Raw genomic sequence first — 18,520 nt, 5'->3', positions numbered from 1 at the left:
GCATATTTAAAGCTCATAATTTTTTATTTTATTTTTTTCAATATCAAAAGTAATACCAAATGTATCTGTTGAAAAAATTAAAGAATTACTTGATTGAAAATAATCATTTATTTCTATAAAATGACAAATTAAAAAAGAAATTAAAGTATTTCTATCTTGTTCATTATATTTTTCAAAAAGACTATAATCACTTATTGGAAATTTATTTATATCACTTACAATATTAATGATTGTTTCAATGTGTGGTTTAATTTCTTTTTCTCAAATTTCTTTGTTAAAACTAATTTTTAATTGATCAGGTTGTAAAAACTTGTATCATTTTTCAATACTGTTATTTTGTGCATTATTTATTAAAATATAATCAAAAAAATAACTATAATAAAAATCTGTCGATAAAAATGCTTTCAATCCACCACCTAGTTGTTTATCAATCGTTACATATTTAGTATTATCTAATTTAAAATAGTCATCTACAGTTTTATAATTATATACGACACCTCCAATTGTCATATTTCTATCTTGTTCATTATATTTTTCAAAAAGACTATAATCACTTATTGGAAATTTATTTATATCACTTACAATATTAATGATTGTTTCAATGTGTGGTTTAATTTCTTTTTCTCAAATTTCTTTTTTAAAAATAATTTTTAATTGATCAGGTTGTAAAAACCTGTATCGTTTTTCAATACTATTATTTAAATTATTATCATCGTCATCATCATTGTCATGTAATTTATATATTTGATTACTTTTTATTTTTTTTATATTATTAAAAGTTACATTGATATTTCCAAAATAATTATTATTTTGACTCGTAATTGTTGCTGAATTTGTAGTTACTCTTGTAACTACTAAATCATTAACTGTTAATCCAGAATTTGGATTTGCTCTTATTACTTCTGTAATAATTGTTTGAAATGAATTATTTGGTATATCACCCAAATCAGTATTAGTAATAACGGATGATAAATGTACAGTAAGTGAATCAAAAACAACATCAATTGTTCCAAAATAATTATTATTTTGACTCGTAATTGTTGCTGAATTTGTAGTTACTCTTGTAACTACTAAATCATTAACTGTTAATCCAGAATTTGGATTTGCTCTTATTACTTCTGTAATAATTGTTTGAAATGAATTATTTGGTATATCACCCAAATCAGTATTAGTAATAACGGATGATAAATGTACAGTAAGTGAATCAAAAACAACATCAATTGTTCCAAAATAATTATTATTTTGACTCGTAATTGTTGCTGAATTTGTAGTTACTCTTGTAACTACTAAATCATTAACTGTTAATCCAGAATTTGGATTTGCTCTTATTACTTCTGTAATAATTGTTTGAAATGAATTATTTGGTATATCACCCAAATCAGTATTAGTAATAACGGATGATAAATGTACAGTAAGTGAATCAAAAACAACATCAATTGTTCCAAAATAATTATTATTTTGACTCGTAATTGTTGCTGAATTTGTAGTTACTCTTGTAACTACTAAATCATTAACTGTTAATCCAGAATTTGGATTTGCTCTTATTACTTCTGTAATAATTGTTTGAAATGAATTATTTGGTATATCACCCAAATCAGTATTAGTAATAACGGATGATAAATCAATTTTTGTAATAGTAAAAGTTATTGTTATCGTATATTCGTAATCAAAATTTCCAGTACTATGAAAATCGTGTAATGAAGAACTGCTGTTAGTTGATTGATTAAATAAAATTTCAGCTGAATTTCTTGTAATATTTCTAACTTCTAGTCTTATATTTCTACCACGATAATTTAAATTGTTTATTTCATGTAATCTTTTAATAATGTTATCTTTTGAATTTGTTTCTAAATGACCTAAGTTAGTATTAGTAATAAATGTTCTTAAACTTAAATATCTGGGCATAAAAATTACATTTACTGAAAGTAAATAATTAATATTTGAACTTTCTATTAATGCCGACCCAGTTGTTATATTTGTAACTATTAAATCATCAACTGTTAATAAATGATCTAAATCATTTCTTTCTATAAATTGTCTTGCGATTGTTTCGGGTCTATTATTTAAAATATTATTTAAATTTAAAATAGCATTTTCATTTATTATACCTAAATTTCCATTAAGATTAACTATATCAGAATCAAAATTAATAGTAAAAGTTAAAGTTCTTGGAAATGGTGCAAATTCTCAATTTCTAAAATGAACAATAGCTAAGTTGGTTGTAATCTTTTCAAATTCAATATTTTCTAAAAAATCTTGTCTTGATAAAATTGGATGATTAATTTCACTTAATCTTTTTATAACACTGTTTATATTAACTTTTTTTATTTTACCAATATTAATTGTTGTAATTATATTTTTTAATGACGGCGGGGTTTGTCTTTTGTTTCTTTTTAAATTATTGGTTTGTAAAAAGTTGTTTTCAGTATTATTTTTTAATATTTTCTCTATTTTAGTTGAGACATTACTAAGAATACCTGGTATTCCACTACTTGCCATTGTTATTGTACTTAATAAACTAAGTAATTTTTTCATTTATTAAATCCTTTTTATGAATTTTTACTAATTAATAAAATTTACAACATCTTTTCCTTTCTCCAAATCTTAGTCTTGAATCTCCTTACTTTGGAATTTCATTATATATCAACAAACAAAAATTTCTACTTTTTAGATCATAAACTAACGAAATTTAACTTTGTTAAAATTACTAGTAAGAAAGGTAATTTATTATGTTAGAAATTAATAATAATGTAAAAACCTTAGAAAATAAGCATTGATTAAACTTATTTACAACCCACAAAAATATGTACACCAATAAATGCGAACAATTAGCTAATGAATATGAAAAATTAGATGAATACTTATATAAATATCATTTTCGCTTAAAACAAGGTTATAAAGTAGTTCATTTTGCTGTAAGAACAATTATTACAATTTTTGGTGATGTTACTTTTAAACGACGCCGATATAAATATTGAAATCAAAAATCAGGGAAATTTGAATATGTATGTTTGTTGGATAAAGAAATTGGTTTATTGCCCAAACAACGCATTTATTTTGATGTCCAATTTAAAGTTTTAAGTCTTCTGGGTGATGGCAAACGCTATCGCGATGTTTTAGATGCTCTAAATCATTGTTATATTTCAAAAGGTAGTATTTCAAATATTTTAAATAAATACGATATTGCTGAATATTTTCAACTAGCAGAAAAAGAAACTAAAAATAGAATTGATGTTAAAAATAAGGATTTATATATTCAACTAGATGAGACATTTTTAGCGACATTAGATAAGAAAGTTAAACAAGACCAAAGAATTCGTTTAGTTACTTTTCATACCGGACATAAAGAAAAAAATTACAAAAATGCTCGTAGAGAATTGGAAAACAAACGAGGTCATTTTCTAATGTTAAAAGTTGGTAAACGAATAAATACGATGGATTATCGTGATTTATTAATTAAAGAATTACAAAAACATTATGTAAATATTAATTATGACAGAATAATTGTTTGTGGCGATGGTGATACTTGAATTAGAGAAATTGCCAATAGTTTTGGCAATGTTAGATATATTTTAGACGGTTATCACGCTATTAAAAAATTAAAACAAACCGCATTTAATATTATTTTTGAAAATCGCAAAGTAGCATTAAATAGTTGAATTAAATTATATAAAGATGGAAATCATCAAGAATTAATCAAAAACATTCGTAATGTTGTTAAAAATGAATTAAATAAAGATATTAAAACAAGTTTAAGAAAAGCGAGTAATTATTTCAGTAATAATAAGCATGGTATTCATAATCAAAATTTAGAATGAAATATTGGTTGTAGCATTGAAAGTGATGTATCACATTTAATAAAACAACAATTAGGATATGGAGCAAAAATATATAATCATAAGAATTTAAATAACCTATTACATTTAAGAATGGCAAATTTAAACAAATTAAATGTATTACATTATATTAATGAAAATATTAATTCAGAAATAGAAATCAGAAAAGAAATATATAAAACTTCATTATGAAATAAATATAATAAGAAAAATGCTGATAGTTGAATTAATAAAGGTAGTATTGTATATACGAATAAATATAGAAAACATAAATTTAGATAATTAGTGAAAATTTAATAATAATTAATAATTTTTTAATTTTTTATTGTGTAAAAATTCAATAATATGATAAAATCATAACGAATAAAATGACAATAACAAGAAAGGCAGGGTTAGTTTAGTAATTAAATAATATAATTAGCTGATTGTTTTACTTCTTCAAAGCAATACCTAAGAAAACTAAACGCGACCTTATTGTTAAACAAGATATAATTAATATTACATAAATAGTAAAATAACATTGTTGTGAGGTAAAATGCTAGTGTCTATTAATAATAAGTCGTTATTGCAAATAAATATTAGCAATTTGCAAAAATTAGTTAATATTAATGATAAGAAAAGCTTAGAAAAAATTTTAAAAAATTTGCATAGTGCTGATTTAGCTGATGTAATTAATAAAATGGAAAATCTTAGTGAAGTTTTATATTTAGTACGGTTGTTAGATTCAAAAATAGCTAGTGAAGTTTTTATTAATCTTGATACGGAAATAAAAATAATGTTATTAAATGAGTTAAATAATACGGAAATAACGCAAATTGTTAATCAATTATATGCTGATGATATTGTTGAATTATTAGAACAAATACCTGAAGAAGTTGTTAAAAAGCTTATTATCAATGCATCGCGTGATAAAAGAAAAGAAATTAATATCTTATTAAATTATGAAGAAAATAGTGCTGGTTCAATTATGTCAGTTGATTTTGTGCAGTTGCTTCAACATGAGAAAGTTGGTCAAGCATTGGAAAAAGTGAAACAACTGGGTGAAAGAGCAGAAAATAGTGATAAGTATTATGTTACTGATAGTAAGAATAAGTTATTAGGAGTTATTAGTTTAAGAAATTTAGTTTTTGCTAATAGCAAAGAAGAAGTTAATAGTGTAATGGAAACTAATGTTGTTAGTGTTGATGCTCATAGTGATCAAGAATTAGTTGCTAATATTGTTCAAAAATATGATTTAAATGAAGTTGCTGTTGTTAATAAGCAAAATGTGTTAATTGGAATTATTACTGTTGATGATATTTTAGATGTTATGGAAGAAGAAGCAACAGAAGATATTGAAAAGTTAGCTGCGATTAAACCAACTGAGATGTTATATTTAAAAACTCCAGTTTGAAGAATTGTTCGTTCGCGAATATTTTGGTTGTTATTTTTATTAGTGTCAGCTACTTTTTCGGAATTAGTTATTGATGCTTTTTTACCTTTATTTGGTGCTAATAAAAATAGTAGTGATTTATCTAATAAGTTTTTAACTTTATTAGTACCGTTATTACCAATTATTGCTGATACGGGAGGAAATTCTGGAAGTCAAGCATCAACGACTATTGTGCGTGCATTATCATTAGGTGATGTTACAGTTAAAGATTATGGGCAAGTTGTTTGGAAAGAGTTAAGAATATCTTTTTTTGTTGGTTTAATTTTAATTTGCTTTAATTTTATTAGAATGATTATTATTAATCTTATTAAATATGATGGTGTTTTACATTGAGATCAGTGAGCTTCAATGATTACAATTTCATTATCTTTATGAATCGTTATTATTATTTCTAAAGTAGCGGGAGGAATTTTACCAATTATTGCAAAATTATTAAGAATGGATCCAGCTGTTATGGCTGCTCCTTTGGTAACAACGATTATTGACTGTGTATCAACAACAATCTTTTTTTCTATCGCTTTACTATTTTTTGTTACTTAATAGATAGGAGAATAATATGAGATTACGAAATAATCCGCAAGCAAAAATATTTTTAAAAAATAATTATCAAATTGTTATTCAAGAGCCCCAAACTTATCAAGGCAATTGAGCATCAAAAATTTTTAATAATACTCAACCTTGTCATTTAGAAATTGGATGTGGTAAAGGAGATTTTATTATTGCTATGGCACATAAATATCCAATGATAAATTTTATTGCCATTGAAAAATCGGAAGTAGTATTAATGGTAGCAGTAAAGAAAGTGGTAGCATTAGAAAAAATTCCTAATAACTTAAAATTTGTTCAAATTGATGCTAATAATATTTTAAATATATTTGCTATTAATGAAATTACTGAAATATATCTTAATTTTTCTGATCCGTGACCAAAGAAAAAACATTATAAAAGAAGGTTAACGCATCCTAAATTTTTATTAGCATATAAAAATATTCTTGTTAATGCTGGTAAAATTTTAATTCGTACTGATAATGCGATATTGTTTGACTTTACTATTAATAGTTTGAGGAGTGATTCTCATTGAAAATTATTAGTTCAAGAGCAAGATAGTTTATCTAGTATGTTTTTAACAGAGTATGAGAAGAAATTTATTAAACAAAATAAAGTAATATATTATTTAAAAGTAGTAAAAAATTCGTTTTAATAAAATTATTTGATATAATAAATAATAATAAATGTTAAAATAAGATAAAAGTTAAGAGGTGGCTTTAATGATTAAAATTAAGTTAAATGATTTACCAAGTAAATATGGTACTATTAAGCAAATTTTAGTTGAACAAGGAAGTCATGTTAAAGCCTTTCAAAATATTTTGCTTGTTGACTGTGAAGGTCAAGAGATTCCCGTTAGTACTTTATTTGATGGTAATATTGAAAAATTATTTGTTGCTGAGGGTGATAGTGTTAAACGCGGTGATGTTGTTGTTAAAATGAAGATTATGTTGAAAGAAATTGTCTCTGAAAAATCAGTAAAACCAATAAAATCGTCATCAAAAAAGCTATTTTCTAATTGAGAAGAACTAGAAAAACAAGAAGAACAAGAAGAACAAGAGAAAGAATTAAAATTTAATTTATCAGAAAATCAATCACCTTTAGAAAAGGGTTTTACAGCAGAATTTGAAAAAAAAGTTATTAATCAAAAATTATCGCCAACGCCAACGCCAAAACCTAAATCGCCAAATCAAGTAATTGAAAAAAACAAAAGTATTATTAATTCTAATAGTGTTATTAGTGATATGCAAGAAAAAAATGAATCTAGTATTTCTAAATTTCGTCAAAGAATTTTAAATAAATTAAATGATATTCAAGAAAAAACTCCATTGCCTGAAAATAATTTAAGTTCAAAAACAACTTCAGAAGAGTTAATAAAGAAAAATGAAAAACCGTTATCATTTCGGGAAATAATTATGAAGCGAATGAATAATTTGCAAGAACAAGTTGTTACAGTTAAAGAAAGTAAAACGCAATCAAGTGATGTAAATGCTTCTTTTGTTGATAATGCTCGGAATACTATTTATAAAAAAATTGATTTAATTCAAAAAGGTAAAATTAATAATGATAGTAATATTGAAGAAATTAATAAAATAATTTCTGAAGAAGTAGATGATAAACTAGAAACTAAGGAAACTATTAAAAGTCAATATCAACCATTAGGATATCAAGAAAAGAATACTGAGCAAGACAAAGTTGCTGTTTCTCAGTCAGAAGTAAATTTAAAAGAATTAATTGATGAAGTAACTGATGAAAATATAAATACTCAACAAAGTAATCAACAAAGTAATCAACAAAGTAATCAAGGAATAAATAATATGTTGGAAAATTCAGGTCATCAATATATACCTAGTTATTTTCAGCAACCAGTATTTATTCCACCAAAATATGTTCCAATTATTAATCCACAATTAATGGCTTCTTATCATAGTGATATGCAACAATCTTTTAATTCATTATCTCAAGAACAGTTAGAAAAGATTGCTAAACAAAATTTAATTATCCCATTAGAAAATAATTTAAAGAATGAAAATTTAATTAATGATAATGGTATGGTGTTAACATTGAAATTAATCATTCTGCTGAACAAAAGAGTGGTCATTTAGAAACTAGAAAAATGCTTTCAAAAGCAAGAAATAGTGCTGTGGAAGCGGTTGATATTAAGTAATAAATATGTTCCGCATTTAACATTAAATTGTGAAGTTGATATGAATAATGTCATTGCTCTTTGTGAAAGGATGTCTTTGCATAGTAACAATAGTAAGACACGGTTGAATTCAATGGTATTTATAATTAAAGCAATATCTTTAAGTTTAGAAGAATATCCAAAACTTAATGCTAGTTATGATGCTGATACTAATGAATTAGTTATTAAGAGATATCATAATATTGCTATTGCTCGACAATATGCTGATGGTTTACAAACTCCAGTTATTAGATTAGTTGATAAGTTATCAATAGCACAGTTAGCAACTGATATAGAGCAATCTGATCAAAGGATTCGGGCAAGGAAAACAAATGACCTTGAATTTGTTGGTAGTACCATTACTATTACTAATTTTGGAATGGTTGGCGCAAATTCAGGTATTTCACCAATTTTTTATCCTAATGTTGCGGTTATGGGGATTGGTAAGATTTTAAGAAAACCTGTTGTTTATGGTCAAAGTGTGACTATTAGACATATGATGAATATAACATTAACAGTTGATCAACGAGCTATTGATATTTATGATGCGGGACAATTTTTAGAAACTTTAAAAAATAATTTAGAAAAACCATATATTTTATCACTAAGTTAATCTTAGCGATTTTTTTACGGACGCATAAAGTTTTGTTAGGTGGGAAAAGATTTGAATAAGTATTAAGACAGTCAGCAATGATTGTCTTTTTATTTTATAAGATGTTAAAAATTTGTTCTTTGAAAATTAAATACAAGTGAATTAATAATGTTGGTATGTATTAAAGCACGATAAATTGTGGGTGGTCGCCATAACCAAAAGAAGTTTACCAGTTAATAGATAACATCCTATTAGCTATAGCAATTTGTTTCGTTTTGCAATAAAAAAATGAATGGGTGGATTTCCTAAAAATATACACGCTATTAAATTAGTTCCAAGGGTAGGATGCGGATATTAAAGTGTAGAAATTTCTATATAGGGATATATTAAGTTTAAAATTATTAAAATCTTTATCTAATTAAAAAAACAAAATTTACTAACAAAGCTTGTTAAACACTTAAATCTGCGATATATAAGTGTTTAAAAAACTAAGTTAACTAACTTAGTTAATATAACTTAGTTTATTCATAAGAAAGGTAATTTATTATGAAAAACATTGAAAACATTTTCTTAAATACTAAAAAATATCTTTTAAAAGAAACACAAAACGCAATTCTTATTAAAGCACCAGAAATTCCGTGATTTAATGGACAAATCGGTATTTGGTTTCCAAAGCGATTTGTTTATAAAGGAAAATACGAAAATTCAATTTGCATTGGAATAATAAAAGATAGTAAATATCAAGTAATTTCAATTAATCAAAAAGAAAAAGAAACCAAATTAATTAAGGGACAAGAATTATTAGGTTTTTTCATTGCCGAAAAAGCAAACAACAAAAAAGATATAAATTATAACGGTCGCATTTAGTTTTCTTAGGTATTTTTTAAAAAAGAAAAAATAATCATTTACTATAAATTATTTCAATATTCAAATTAAGTATATATATCCTATGTACGATTTTTGTTGTAAAAAATTATTTTAATATTGTTTTTGTAAGCATTTTACTTAGGTTTTATAACCTTTTATTAAGATTATGTTTGTTAATATTAAATATTTTGTTTTATTACTTATTTTTTAAATAAAAAGGTAATCAATTTTTAGTTGCTTTTCTTTCAAAATTATTTAAACCTTTTCCTACTTAACAAAACTTTATGCGTCCAATTAAGTTGAATTAAATTATATAAGGATGGAAATCATCAAGAATTAATCAAAACCATTCGTAATATTGCTAAAAATGAATTAAATAAAGATATTACAACAAATTTAAGAAAGGCGAGTAATTATTTCAGTAATAATAAGCATGGCATTCATCATCAAAATTTAGAATGAAATATCGGTTGTAGCATTGAAAGTGATGTGTCACATTTAGTAAAACAACAATTAGGATATGGAGCAAAAATATATAATCATAAGAATTTAAATAACTTATTACATTTAAGAATGGCAAATTTAAACAAATTAAATGTATTACATTACATTAATGAAAATATTAATTCAGAAATAGAAATCAGAAAAGAAATATATAAAAATTCATTATGAAATAAATATAATAATAAAAATGATGATAGTTGAATTAATTATAAAGGTAATACTGTAACAAATAAATATAATAAATTTAAGTAAGTAAAAATATTAGTTAAAATTTAATAAAATTAATAGGACGCATAAAGTTTTGTTGTGTAAAAATTCAATAATATGATAAAATAAAAAAGAATAAAAATGACAATAACAAGAAAGGCAGGGTTAGTTTAGTAATTAAATAATATAATTAGCTGATTGTTTTACTTCTTCAAAGCAATACCTAAGAAAACTAAACGCGACCTTTTTTTACGAATAAGTTTACATTCTTTTAAAATAGTTATATAATTTTATCGGTTAATAAAAACCATTATATATGGCGACTGTGGCGTAATGGTTATCGCATTGGTTTGTGGAACCAACATTCGTGGGTTCAATTCCCATCAGTCGCCCCATTTTTATTTAAATTAAAATATTCTCATAAATGTACTTTCCTTTATAGGTCGTATAAAGTTTTCAGGGGTCTAGATATAATCTAGATCTCTTTTTTTCTTTAACTAAAAATATGTTTCTAAAAGTATCTTTCATTAGAAATTCTTAATGAAATTTAATTAAATAGCAGTCTTGTTATTAGAAAGGAGCATAGCTAATAGAGGAGGATGTATAAAGTAAATTTATAAAATAATGCATTAAATAACAGTTAGTTTTAAGACTATTTTTAGAAATATAATATTTTAAGAATAGGCTTGCAATAAATTTTTTCTTATGAAAGAGGAATAAAATATGAGTTTAAAAGAGAGAATTAAAATAATATTAAATACTAAACAAAATAAACTAATTCAAATTCCTCGTGTTGGTCAAACTTGCCAATATAGTGTTTTGGTTGAAGAGAGTGACCCTGTACGAAGAAAAATGAATTGAAAATCACAATTCAATATGAAAACTTGTAATAAGAAAATTTACATTAATAAGATTAAATCTAAAGATCAACAAATATTTTTAGAAGGTGGTTGTGTTCATAATCATTTAGTTATTAGAAAAATTTTGAAAGAATATAAATATTGGAATGTGATTAATATTAAAAATTAAAAAGTAAAAAATTTGAAAGAAAAAGAGGAGCAAGTATGGGTGATAAAGTTAGTGAATTTATCACTAAACAATCGCAACAAGTTTTTAATATTTTATATACATTGTTAGGTATTACAGCAATAATCGCTGCTATAATTTGTGGTATTATGATTGCTTGGGCTAAAGATAAACCAGAGAAACGACGTACTTGATTAAAAGGTCTGTTATGAGTGTTTATTGGTGTAGTTGTGGCATATGCTTCTGTTGGTTTAATTAATGTAATTATTGAATTTAGTAAAAATAATGAGGATTTTAAACCAAAAACTCAAGTTATGGATTTAGTATTCACTAGATGGAAATATATTCTTTGAAATAGCCATTTAATATATTATGGATAGTATTTCTGTTTTAACATTAATTGTATCAATTAACTGTTATATGATAATGTTTTCTCTGTATAAATTAATAAAAAATAAAAATCATAATAAAAAAAATAAAAAACTATATTATCAAAATCAGTGATTTTGAATTTGTATTACTTCGTTTCTTTCTTTTACTGTTTCCTTAATATGAATAGTTGTTATCATTATTAATTTTAAAAAGTAGTTTTAAGATTGAATATAAATAATTATCAATTTGAAAGGAGAGAAAAATAATTAATATATCAGAATTACTAAAACCAATTACTGGTGCCTTTAAAGAAGTAACTAAGTTTCTTCTGGAAAATATCGGTGAATCAATAAATAAAGCTTTAATGTATCTTATTTATATTGTCTTTGTTCAATGACCTAAAGTTATTATGGGAGCTTTAGAAAAATTAGTAATGAGTTTTGTTGATCAAAGTTTATTGGATCATGTTTTTTCTGTTGGTGTAGCAAAAGAAAATGCTAGTTTTAAAATGGCACCGCTATTATTATTTTTTGCTATTGTTGCTGGTGTTGTTATTATTGTTTCATTAATTAGTAACTTTATTACTGCTCAATTATCTGTTGAACCAATTACAATGAAACAAAAAGTAGTTGATAGTATTAAAAATTCAGCAAAAGCAGCAGCGGTAATTGTAGCGATTCCGATTTTATTTTTTATCTTTAAATTTATTGTTGATATGTTTCAAGAAATATTAAATTTTGGTTTTAAAAATATTCAAGAGGATAGTTTATATCAAAACACAATGATAAATATAATTCATGATATGGGATGAATCAAAAATAAGATAACTGGTGAACCAGGGATTTTGGATGTTGGTGGTAATTATAATGTTATTTTGCCAATTGTTGGTTTTGTTGGTTTTGTTGGTTTTGCTGTTTGTATGGGAAAATTAGGTTTATTATTAATTACTCGTGTTTTTAGACTAGTTTTTCTTTATATGTTAGCACCATTTGCTGCTTCTAAAATGACAACTGATGGTGGTAGAACTTTTCATCTTTGAAAAGAAGAAGTAATTAATAATTTTATTCTTGTTTTAGGAATGTTTTTAGCAATAACAATTACAAGGTCAGGAATATTTCTTTTAATTGATTTTGTTGATGGTGGCAAGATGAAGTTTGGTGATGAAGAGGGTATTTATATTGCTAAGGCGGTAATTAAATTAATTATTATTATTGCGGGATTATCATTTATGTTATCATCACAAAAGTTAATTAATATTATTACTAAGGGAACAAAATCAAGTGATATTGGTAGTGTCATAAAAAATTTCCGTAATAAAGTAAAAGTTTTACGAAACGATGTTGTTGGTGATACGATGTTTAAAAAAGCTATGTTTGTTGTCAAAGCTAGTAATCCTGCTAATCATCCGAAAATGGCCATTGATATTGCTATGAAGTTAGAAAAAAAACGGAAACTAGAAAAAAATAAGAAATTACAAATAAATAAAAATATTAAAAAAATGAATAAAAAATTATAAGGAGGAAAAATAGGATGCTATCTCAGGAATTTTTAGGAAGCAAAGTAAAGCTAATAAAGAAACCGGCGTTTGTTAAAGTTATTGTTGCTAAACAATCAGGAAATTTACAAACTAGTTACGGATCTAATTTACAATATCAAGTAAATGATTTAATTATTAGTGATGTAACAGGAGAAATATGACCAGTTTCTCGTACTGTTTATGACAAGACATATATTGATGGTAGTAACTTTGATATTATTGGTTGCAAATTCATCCATAATTTAGCAAATGAAATTGAAGAGTTAAAAATTGATCAATTAATTGCAAAGCAACTATTTTTAGCAATGAAAGCTAATTGTAAAATGGAGTATCCTAATGGTTGCTTAATTGGTATAAAAAAGTTTATTATTAGTGATGCTATTGTTGCTAGTGAAGATGGGACTGTTATTACCAAAGAGGGCTAAGTAATATTTAAAAAAGGTGATTTTATTGTAACTGGTATTGAGGGTGAGCAATGACCAGTTAAAAGAGAAAAAATTGAACGGGAATACATTTATGATAATGATAGTTATCAAGCCTATTGAAAAATTAATTAATAGTTATTTAAGAATGCCGTAAACTAACAATTTAACGAAAAAATTAACAAATTAAAATTTAATAATTAAGAGAAAATGAGGATATATGATGACTAATGAGCAACAGAGAATTCTTGAAGAAGATAAAATTAGATTAGAAGAAGATACAATCCGATTAGAAGAAGATAAACGAAGATTACAAGAATATGAACGAAAAATTCAAGAAGATGAGTTACGAAGTAAAGAATATCAATGATGACAAGAAGTTTCTAATCGTTGAGTTAGAGAGGATCAACGCCGAAATCAAGAAATTGCAAGAATTCAAGAAGAAAATATTAGAAGAGAAATTGAAAATAAGCGCCGTTGAGAAGAAGACCAATGAAGAAAGTCTGCTTTTGAAGCGATAAAAGCATCAGCGATTGAAGAAACTGATAATTCTGAATCAATTTATGAAAATTAGGTTAGTGGATGATAGTTCTGGATTTAGTAGTGATTATGGAGTCAATGGTGAATTATAAACTAAAGCAATTGAAATTAGTTATTAAATAATGAAGCAAGGTCGCGTTTAGTTTTCTTAGGTATTGCTTTGAAGAAGTAAAACAATCAGCTAATTATATTATTTAATTACTAAACTAACCATACCTTTCTTGTTGTTGTCATTTTTATTCGTTTTCATTTTATCACATTATTGAATTTTTACACAATAAAAAATTATTAATTTTATTAAATTAACACTAACTTATCTAAATTTATGTTTTCTATATTTATTTGTATATACAATACTACCCTTATTAATTCAACTATCATCATTTTTATCATTATATTTATTTCATAATGAATTTTTATATATTTCTTTTCTGATTTCTATTTCTGAATTAATATTTTCATTAATGTAATGTAATACATTTAATTTGTTTAAATTTGCCATTCTTAAATGTAATAGGTTATTTAAATTCTTATGATTATATATTTTTGCTCCATATCCTAATTGTTGTTTTATTAAATGTGATACATCACTTTCAATGCTACAACCGATATTTCACTCCAAATTTTGATTATGAATACCGTGCTTATTGTTTTTGAAATAATTACTCGCCTTTCTTAAATTTGTTTTAATAACTTTATTTAATTCATTATTAGCAATATCACGAATGTTTTTCACTAATTTTTGATGATTTCCATTTTTATATAATTCAATTCAAATATTTAGTGTTACTTTACGATTTTCAAAAACAATATTAAATGCAGTTTGTTTTAATTTTTTAATAGTGTGATAACCATCTAAAATATATCTAACATTACCAAAACTATTAGCAATTTCTCTAATTCAAGTATCACCATCGCCACAAACAATTATTTTGTTATAATTAATATTTACATAATATTTTTGTAATTCCTTAATTAATAAATCACGATAATCCATCGTATTTATTCGTTTGCCAACTTTTAACATTAGAAAATGACCTCGTTTGTTTTTTAATTCTCTACGAGCATTTTTATAATTTTTTTCTTTATGTCCGGTATGAAAAGTAACTAAACGAATTCTTTGGTCTTGTTTAACTTTCTTATCTAATGTCGCTAAAAATGTCTCATCTAGTTGAATATATAAATCCTTATTTTTAACATCAATTCTAGTTTTAGTTTCTTTTTCTGCTAGTTGAAAATATTCAACAATATCATATTTATTTAAAATATTCGAAATACTAGCTTTTGAAATATAACAATGATTTAGAGCATCTAAAACATCACGATAGCGTTTGCCATCACCCAGAAGACTTAAAACTTTAAATTGGACATCAAAATAAATGCGTTGTTTAGGCAATAAACCAATTTCTTTATCTAATAAACATACATATTCAAATTTACCTGATTTTTGATTTCAATATTTATATCGGCGTCGCTTAAAAACAACTTCACCAAAAATTGTAATAATTGTTCTTGTTGCAAAATGAACTACTTTATAACCTTGTTTTAACCGATAATGATATTTATATAAGTATTCATCTAATTTTTCATATTCATTAGCTAATTGTTCACATTTGTTAGTGTACATATTTTTATGGGTTGCGAATAAACTGAATCAATGCTTGTTTTCTAAGGTTTTTACATTATTATTAATTTCTAACATAAAAATTCACCTTTCTTGGTAGAGTAATTTTAATAAAGTTAAATTTAGTTAACTTATTTTTCTTTTTTAAGGATAAATGATTTTCTAGAATTAGTATTCAATATTCTGAAAAAATGATAGAAATTCTTATTTGATGATATATAATCAAATTCCAAAGTGAAAAAATTGTAGACTAATATTTGGGGAAAGGATGTTAATTATTTAGTAAATTTTATTAATTTAGTAAAAATTTAAGAAGAGGATTTGATTAATATGAAAAAATTACTCGCTATGTTGACAACAATTACAAGCTTATCAAGCATAACACCAATAGTCTTGGCAAATGCTCCAGTGAAAATACAAGAAAATAAAAATTTAGTAACATCAATACGTACTAAAAGACAAGTATTATTAACAAATTATTACTCTAAACAAAAAATTACTGGGATAAGTGATATTGAATCATATTATGGTAGTACAACCGATAAAGAGGGCAATTTTTATTTTGCAACAAGAAATGGGTTTTATGTAATAAAAAGTGGTACAATAATCGCTGAAAAAGTTGTGGGTATAAATGATAGTACCATCGGTGGATTAATTATGGCTGATAAAAATAATAATGTTTATTTTGGAACAACACAGGGGGTATATAAATTAAAACCAGGGATGATAATACCAGTAAAAATCGATGGAATTAATAATGGAATGGTAGGAATTATTGATAGTAATGATAATGTTTATTTTGGGACAAATAATGGTAGCGGTGCTTATGTTTTAAAATATGGTGAAAGTAGAGCAAAACAAATATACGGGATGTCTAATAAAACATTTTTTACCGTTAATAACGATAAAGAAAATAATACTTATTTTGGAACAAGCGATGGAGCCTATATTTTGAAACCTAATCATACTACTGCCACAAAAATAGTTGGAGTATATGGCCATGTTTATTATTTTGTAGTTGATTCAAAAAATAATGTTTTTATTGGAACACAGAATGGTTTGTATATAAAAAATGGTGAAATGAGTGCTATAGCATTTGAGGGAATGTCACATAATATTCGTTCTGTTTTAATTGATGATAATGATAATTTTTATTTTGGGACAAATAATGGTTTTTACTTGCTAAAATGTGGTGAAACAAAATTTAAAAAAATTAATGGTGTAACTGGAGAAGTTCACTCGATTGTTTTGGGTCACAAAAATGTTTATTTTGGAACTAGTAGCGGTGCTTATGTGTTAAAGAACAATGAGTTGTCAGCAACCAAAATTAATGAAATAGGCAATAAAATTATTGGAGTTAATAGAATTATTTTTGATAAAAATAATTCTAATATGTATTTTTTAACTTATAACGATGGTATTTTTAAAATTAAAAATAAATATCAATTAAATGATGTTATTAAAATAAATAATTTAAAAATTGATAATAATTCTGATAAATCTATTTTAAATGAATTTAATTATTTAAATCCTAGTTTAGATATTTCACAATTAGAAATTAAAGAAAAAGATAACATATCAGCAACAATTAAAACTAAAGAAAATAGTGATAAATACTTTGGCGAAAAGAAAATATATTATTCAATAAATAATCAAACAAATAGAATAATTAATTTGGATGAATTAATTAAAAAAGGTATATTTTTGGGTTTTAGAGATAAAAATAAAGAAAATATTGTAAAAGAAATTAAAAATATTAATATAAATAATTTAATATATTCAAATGTAACAGTAACAAAAAATATTGAACCAATAATTAATAAAACTAATGAAAATATTTGTTCTGGTAAGACAATTTTAAAAAATGATTTACCAACAGAACAAAAATTAAGAACATCAAATTGTAAATATACAATTCAAGAAATAAAAAGTTTACAAATTACAATAGGTTTAAGTAAAACAACTGGATCACAAACAAATTCAGAAGTTAGTTCTGGTTTTGCTAATTCTAATAGTTCAACTAGTAGTTCACAAGTTGGACACAGTAAAATTGATTCATCCTCAAAGTCATGAGAAGCATCAGGTAATGCTGGTTTTAGTTTATTTGGTTTTAGTATAGGTGGTTCTGGTGGCGGAGGTGGTGGAACATCTTCTACAAGTGAAACAAGTTCATTGACATCATATAGCTCTACTCAAGATATTACTAAATCAATTCATAATTCTTTTTCAAATTCAATTTCATTATCAAATAGTTTTGACTTGGGAAATAGTCAAGAAATGCAAAATATAAAAATTTTTGAATTAGAATTACCTTTCCAAGAAATTAATGTTGAAGGTAATCAAACTATTGAAGTTAGTACTTTTTTAGATAAAGTATTAGCACAAATTATATTAAATTTAAAACAAAATATTAATGGTGAGATTAATGCAGAAATAATAAATGAAAATAACGAAAAAACTATATTTGAAATTTCAATTAAGGAAATTATGCAAAAATTAAAACAATATAATCTTTTGCCACAAGAAATTATTATAAATAACGACAACAATATAACTTTTAATGGAGAAGCTAATTTGTCTTATCAAGGTTCTACTATTGGAAAAACTAAATTAACAGAAATTGAAACATTTTAAAAGGAAGGAAGGATGTATATTATAAAAAAACTATTAAGAATACTTGGTTCAATAACATTCTTAAGTACTGTACCAATACCAATTATGGCTGTAAAAATAATATCTTTAAAAAATCAAAATAAGCAAACTGATTTAGATGTTAATTTAAATAATGATAAAAATTCAAAAAAAATCATCTAAGGAAGAGTTAAAAAAC

The 18,520-nt window shown here is 24.4% G+C and carries 16 protein-coding genes and 1 tRNA gene; 15 read left to right on the top strand and 2 right to left on the bottom strand.

Annotated features, from left to right (window positions below):
• Positions 1–6 precede the first annotated feature (6 nt).
• Positions 7–2,535, bottom strand: coding sequence for a hypothetical protein (locus tag AAHM88_RS03945; RefSeq protein ID WP_342262262.1), 2,529 nt, complete (start codon positions 2,533–2,535; stop codon positions 7–9).
• 194 nt (positions 2,536–2,729) lie between these two features.
• On the opposite strand from AAHM88_RS03945, the gene AAHM88_RS03940 reads away from it, so the two are divergent.
• From AAHM88_RS03940 to AAHM88_RS03880, 13 genes are all read left to right on the top strand, one after another.
• Complete coding sequence (locus AAHM88_RS03940) at positions 2,730–4,118, top strand: Mbov_0401 family ICE element transposase-like protein (RefSeq protein WP_342262261.1); 1,389 nt, start codon at positions 2,730–2,732, stop codon at positions 4,116–4,118.
• Between the two features lie 259 nt (positions 4,119–4,377).
• A complete protein-coding gene (gene mgtE / locus AAHM88_RS03935; protein ID WP_342262260.1) occupies positions 4,378–5,808 on the top strand; it encodes a magnesium transporter in 1,431 nt (476 codons plus the stop codon).
• 16 nt (positions 5,809–5,824) lie between these two features.
• Positions 5,825–6,469 carry a tRNA (guanosine(46)-N7)-methyltransferase TrmB gene (trmB, locus tag AAHM88_RS03930; protein ID WP_342262259.1) on the top strand — a complete coding sequence of 215 codons (645 nt, stop codon included), beginning with the start codon at positions 5,825–5,827 and terminating at the stop codon, positions 6,467–6,469.
• Between the two features lie 67 nt (positions 6,470–6,536).
• Entirely contained in the window at positions 6,537–7,919 is a 1,383-nt protein-coding gene (locus AAHM88_RS03925) for a biotin/lipoyl-containing protein (RefSeq protein WP_342262258.1), read from the top strand.
• 33 nt (positions 7,920–7,952) lie between these two features.
• The gene (locus tag AAHM88_RS03920) at positions 7,953–8,612 is read left to right on the top strand and encodes a 2-oxo acid dehydrogenase subunit E2 (protein WP_342262257.1); all 660 of its coding nucleotides are present in this window, start codon (positions 7,953–7,955) and stop codon (positions 8,610–8,612) included.
• 525 nt (positions 8,613–9,137) lie between these two features.
• The gene (locus AAHM88_RS03915) at positions 9,138–9,458 is read left to right on the top strand and encodes a hypothetical protein (RefSeq protein ID WP_342262256.1); all 321 of its coding nucleotides are present in this window, start codon (positions 9,138–9,140) and stop codon (positions 9,456–9,458) included.
• Between the two features lie 234 nt (positions 9,459–9,692).
• Positions 9,693–10,214 carry a hypothetical protein gene (locus AAHM88_RS03910; protein ID WP_342262255.1) on the top strand — a complete coding sequence of 174 codons (522 nt, stop codon included), beginning with the start codon at positions 9,693–9,695 and terminating at the stop codon, positions 10,212–10,214.
• Between the two features lie 274 nt (positions 10,215–10,488).
• A tRNA-His gene (locus AAHM88_RS03905) sits at positions 10,489–10,564 on the top strand.
• A gap of 328 nt (positions 10,565–10,892) precedes the next feature.
• The gene (locus tag AAHM88_RS03900; protein ID WP_342262254.1) at positions 10,893–11,198 is read left to right on the top strand and encodes a hypothetical protein; all 306 of its coding nucleotides are present in this window, start codon (positions 10,893–10,895) and stop codon (positions 11,196–11,198) included.
• 35 nt (positions 11,199–11,233) lie between these two features.
• Positions 11,234–11,575: an Mbov_0395 family pilin-like conjugal transfer protein gene (locus AAHM88_RS03895; RefSeq protein ID WP_342262253.1), complete on the top strand. Its 342-nt coding sequence runs from the start codon at positions 11,234–11,236 to the stop codon at positions 11,573–11,575.
• A gap of 356 nt (positions 11,576–11,931) precedes the next feature.
• Positions 11,932–13,083: an Mbov_0396 family ICE element transmembrane protein gene (locus AAHM88_RS03890; protein WP_342262252.1), complete on the top strand. Its 1,152-nt coding sequence runs from the start codon at positions 11,932–11,934 to the stop codon at positions 13,081–13,083.
• A gap of 14 nt (positions 13,084–13,097) precedes the next feature.
• Positions 13,098–13,529 (top strand): hypothetical protein, encoded by a 432-nt coding sequence (locus tag AAHM88_RS03885; protein ID WP_342262251.1) that lies wholly within the window; start codon positions 13,098–13,100, stop codon positions 13,527–13,529.
• Positions 13,530–13,746: 217 nt separating this feature from the next.
• Positions 13,747–14,100 carry a hypothetical protein gene (locus AAHM88_RS03880; protein WP_342262250.1) on the top strand — a complete coding sequence of 118 codons (354 nt, stop codon included), beginning with the start codon at positions 13,747–13,749 and terminating at the stop codon, positions 14,098–14,100.
• Between the two features lie 279 nt (positions 14,101–14,379).
• On the opposite strand, the gene AAHM88_RS03875 is transcribed toward AAHM88_RS03880, so the two are convergent.
• Complete coding sequence (locus tag AAHM88_RS03875) at positions 14,380–15,768, bottom strand: Mbov_0401 family ICE element transposase-like protein (protein WP_342262249.1); 1,389 nt, start codon at positions 15,766–15,768, stop codon at positions 14,380–14,382.
• A 252-nt stretch (positions 15,769–16,020) separates the two neighbouring features.
• Here AAHM88_RS03875 and AAHM88_RS03870 point away from each other — a divergent pair, with 252 nt between their 5' ends.
• Both AAHM88_RS03870 and AAHM88_RS03865 read left to right on the top strand, forming a co-directional pair.
• Positions 16,021–18,324: a hypothetical protein gene (locus AAHM88_RS03870; protein WP_342262248.1), complete on the top strand. Its 2,304-nt coding sequence runs from the start codon at positions 16,021–16,023 to the stop codon at positions 18,322–18,324.
• A gap of 12 nt (positions 18,325–18,336) precedes the next feature.
• A complete protein-coding gene (locus AAHM88_RS03865; RefSeq protein WP_342262247.1) occupies positions 18,337–18,504 on the top strand; it encodes a hypothetical protein in 168 nt (55 codons plus the stop codon).
• Positions 18,505–18,520: the final 16 nt, after the last annotated feature.

Source organism: Spiroplasma endosymbiont of Dromius quadrimaculatus (assembly GCF_964031155.1).
Taxonomy (GTDB): domain Bacteria; phylum Bacillota_I; class Bacilli_A; order Mycoplasmatales; family Nriv7; genus Nriv7.
Note: the sequence above shows the minus strand (reverse complement) of the source record. Positions and strands in the feature narration are given on the sequence as shown.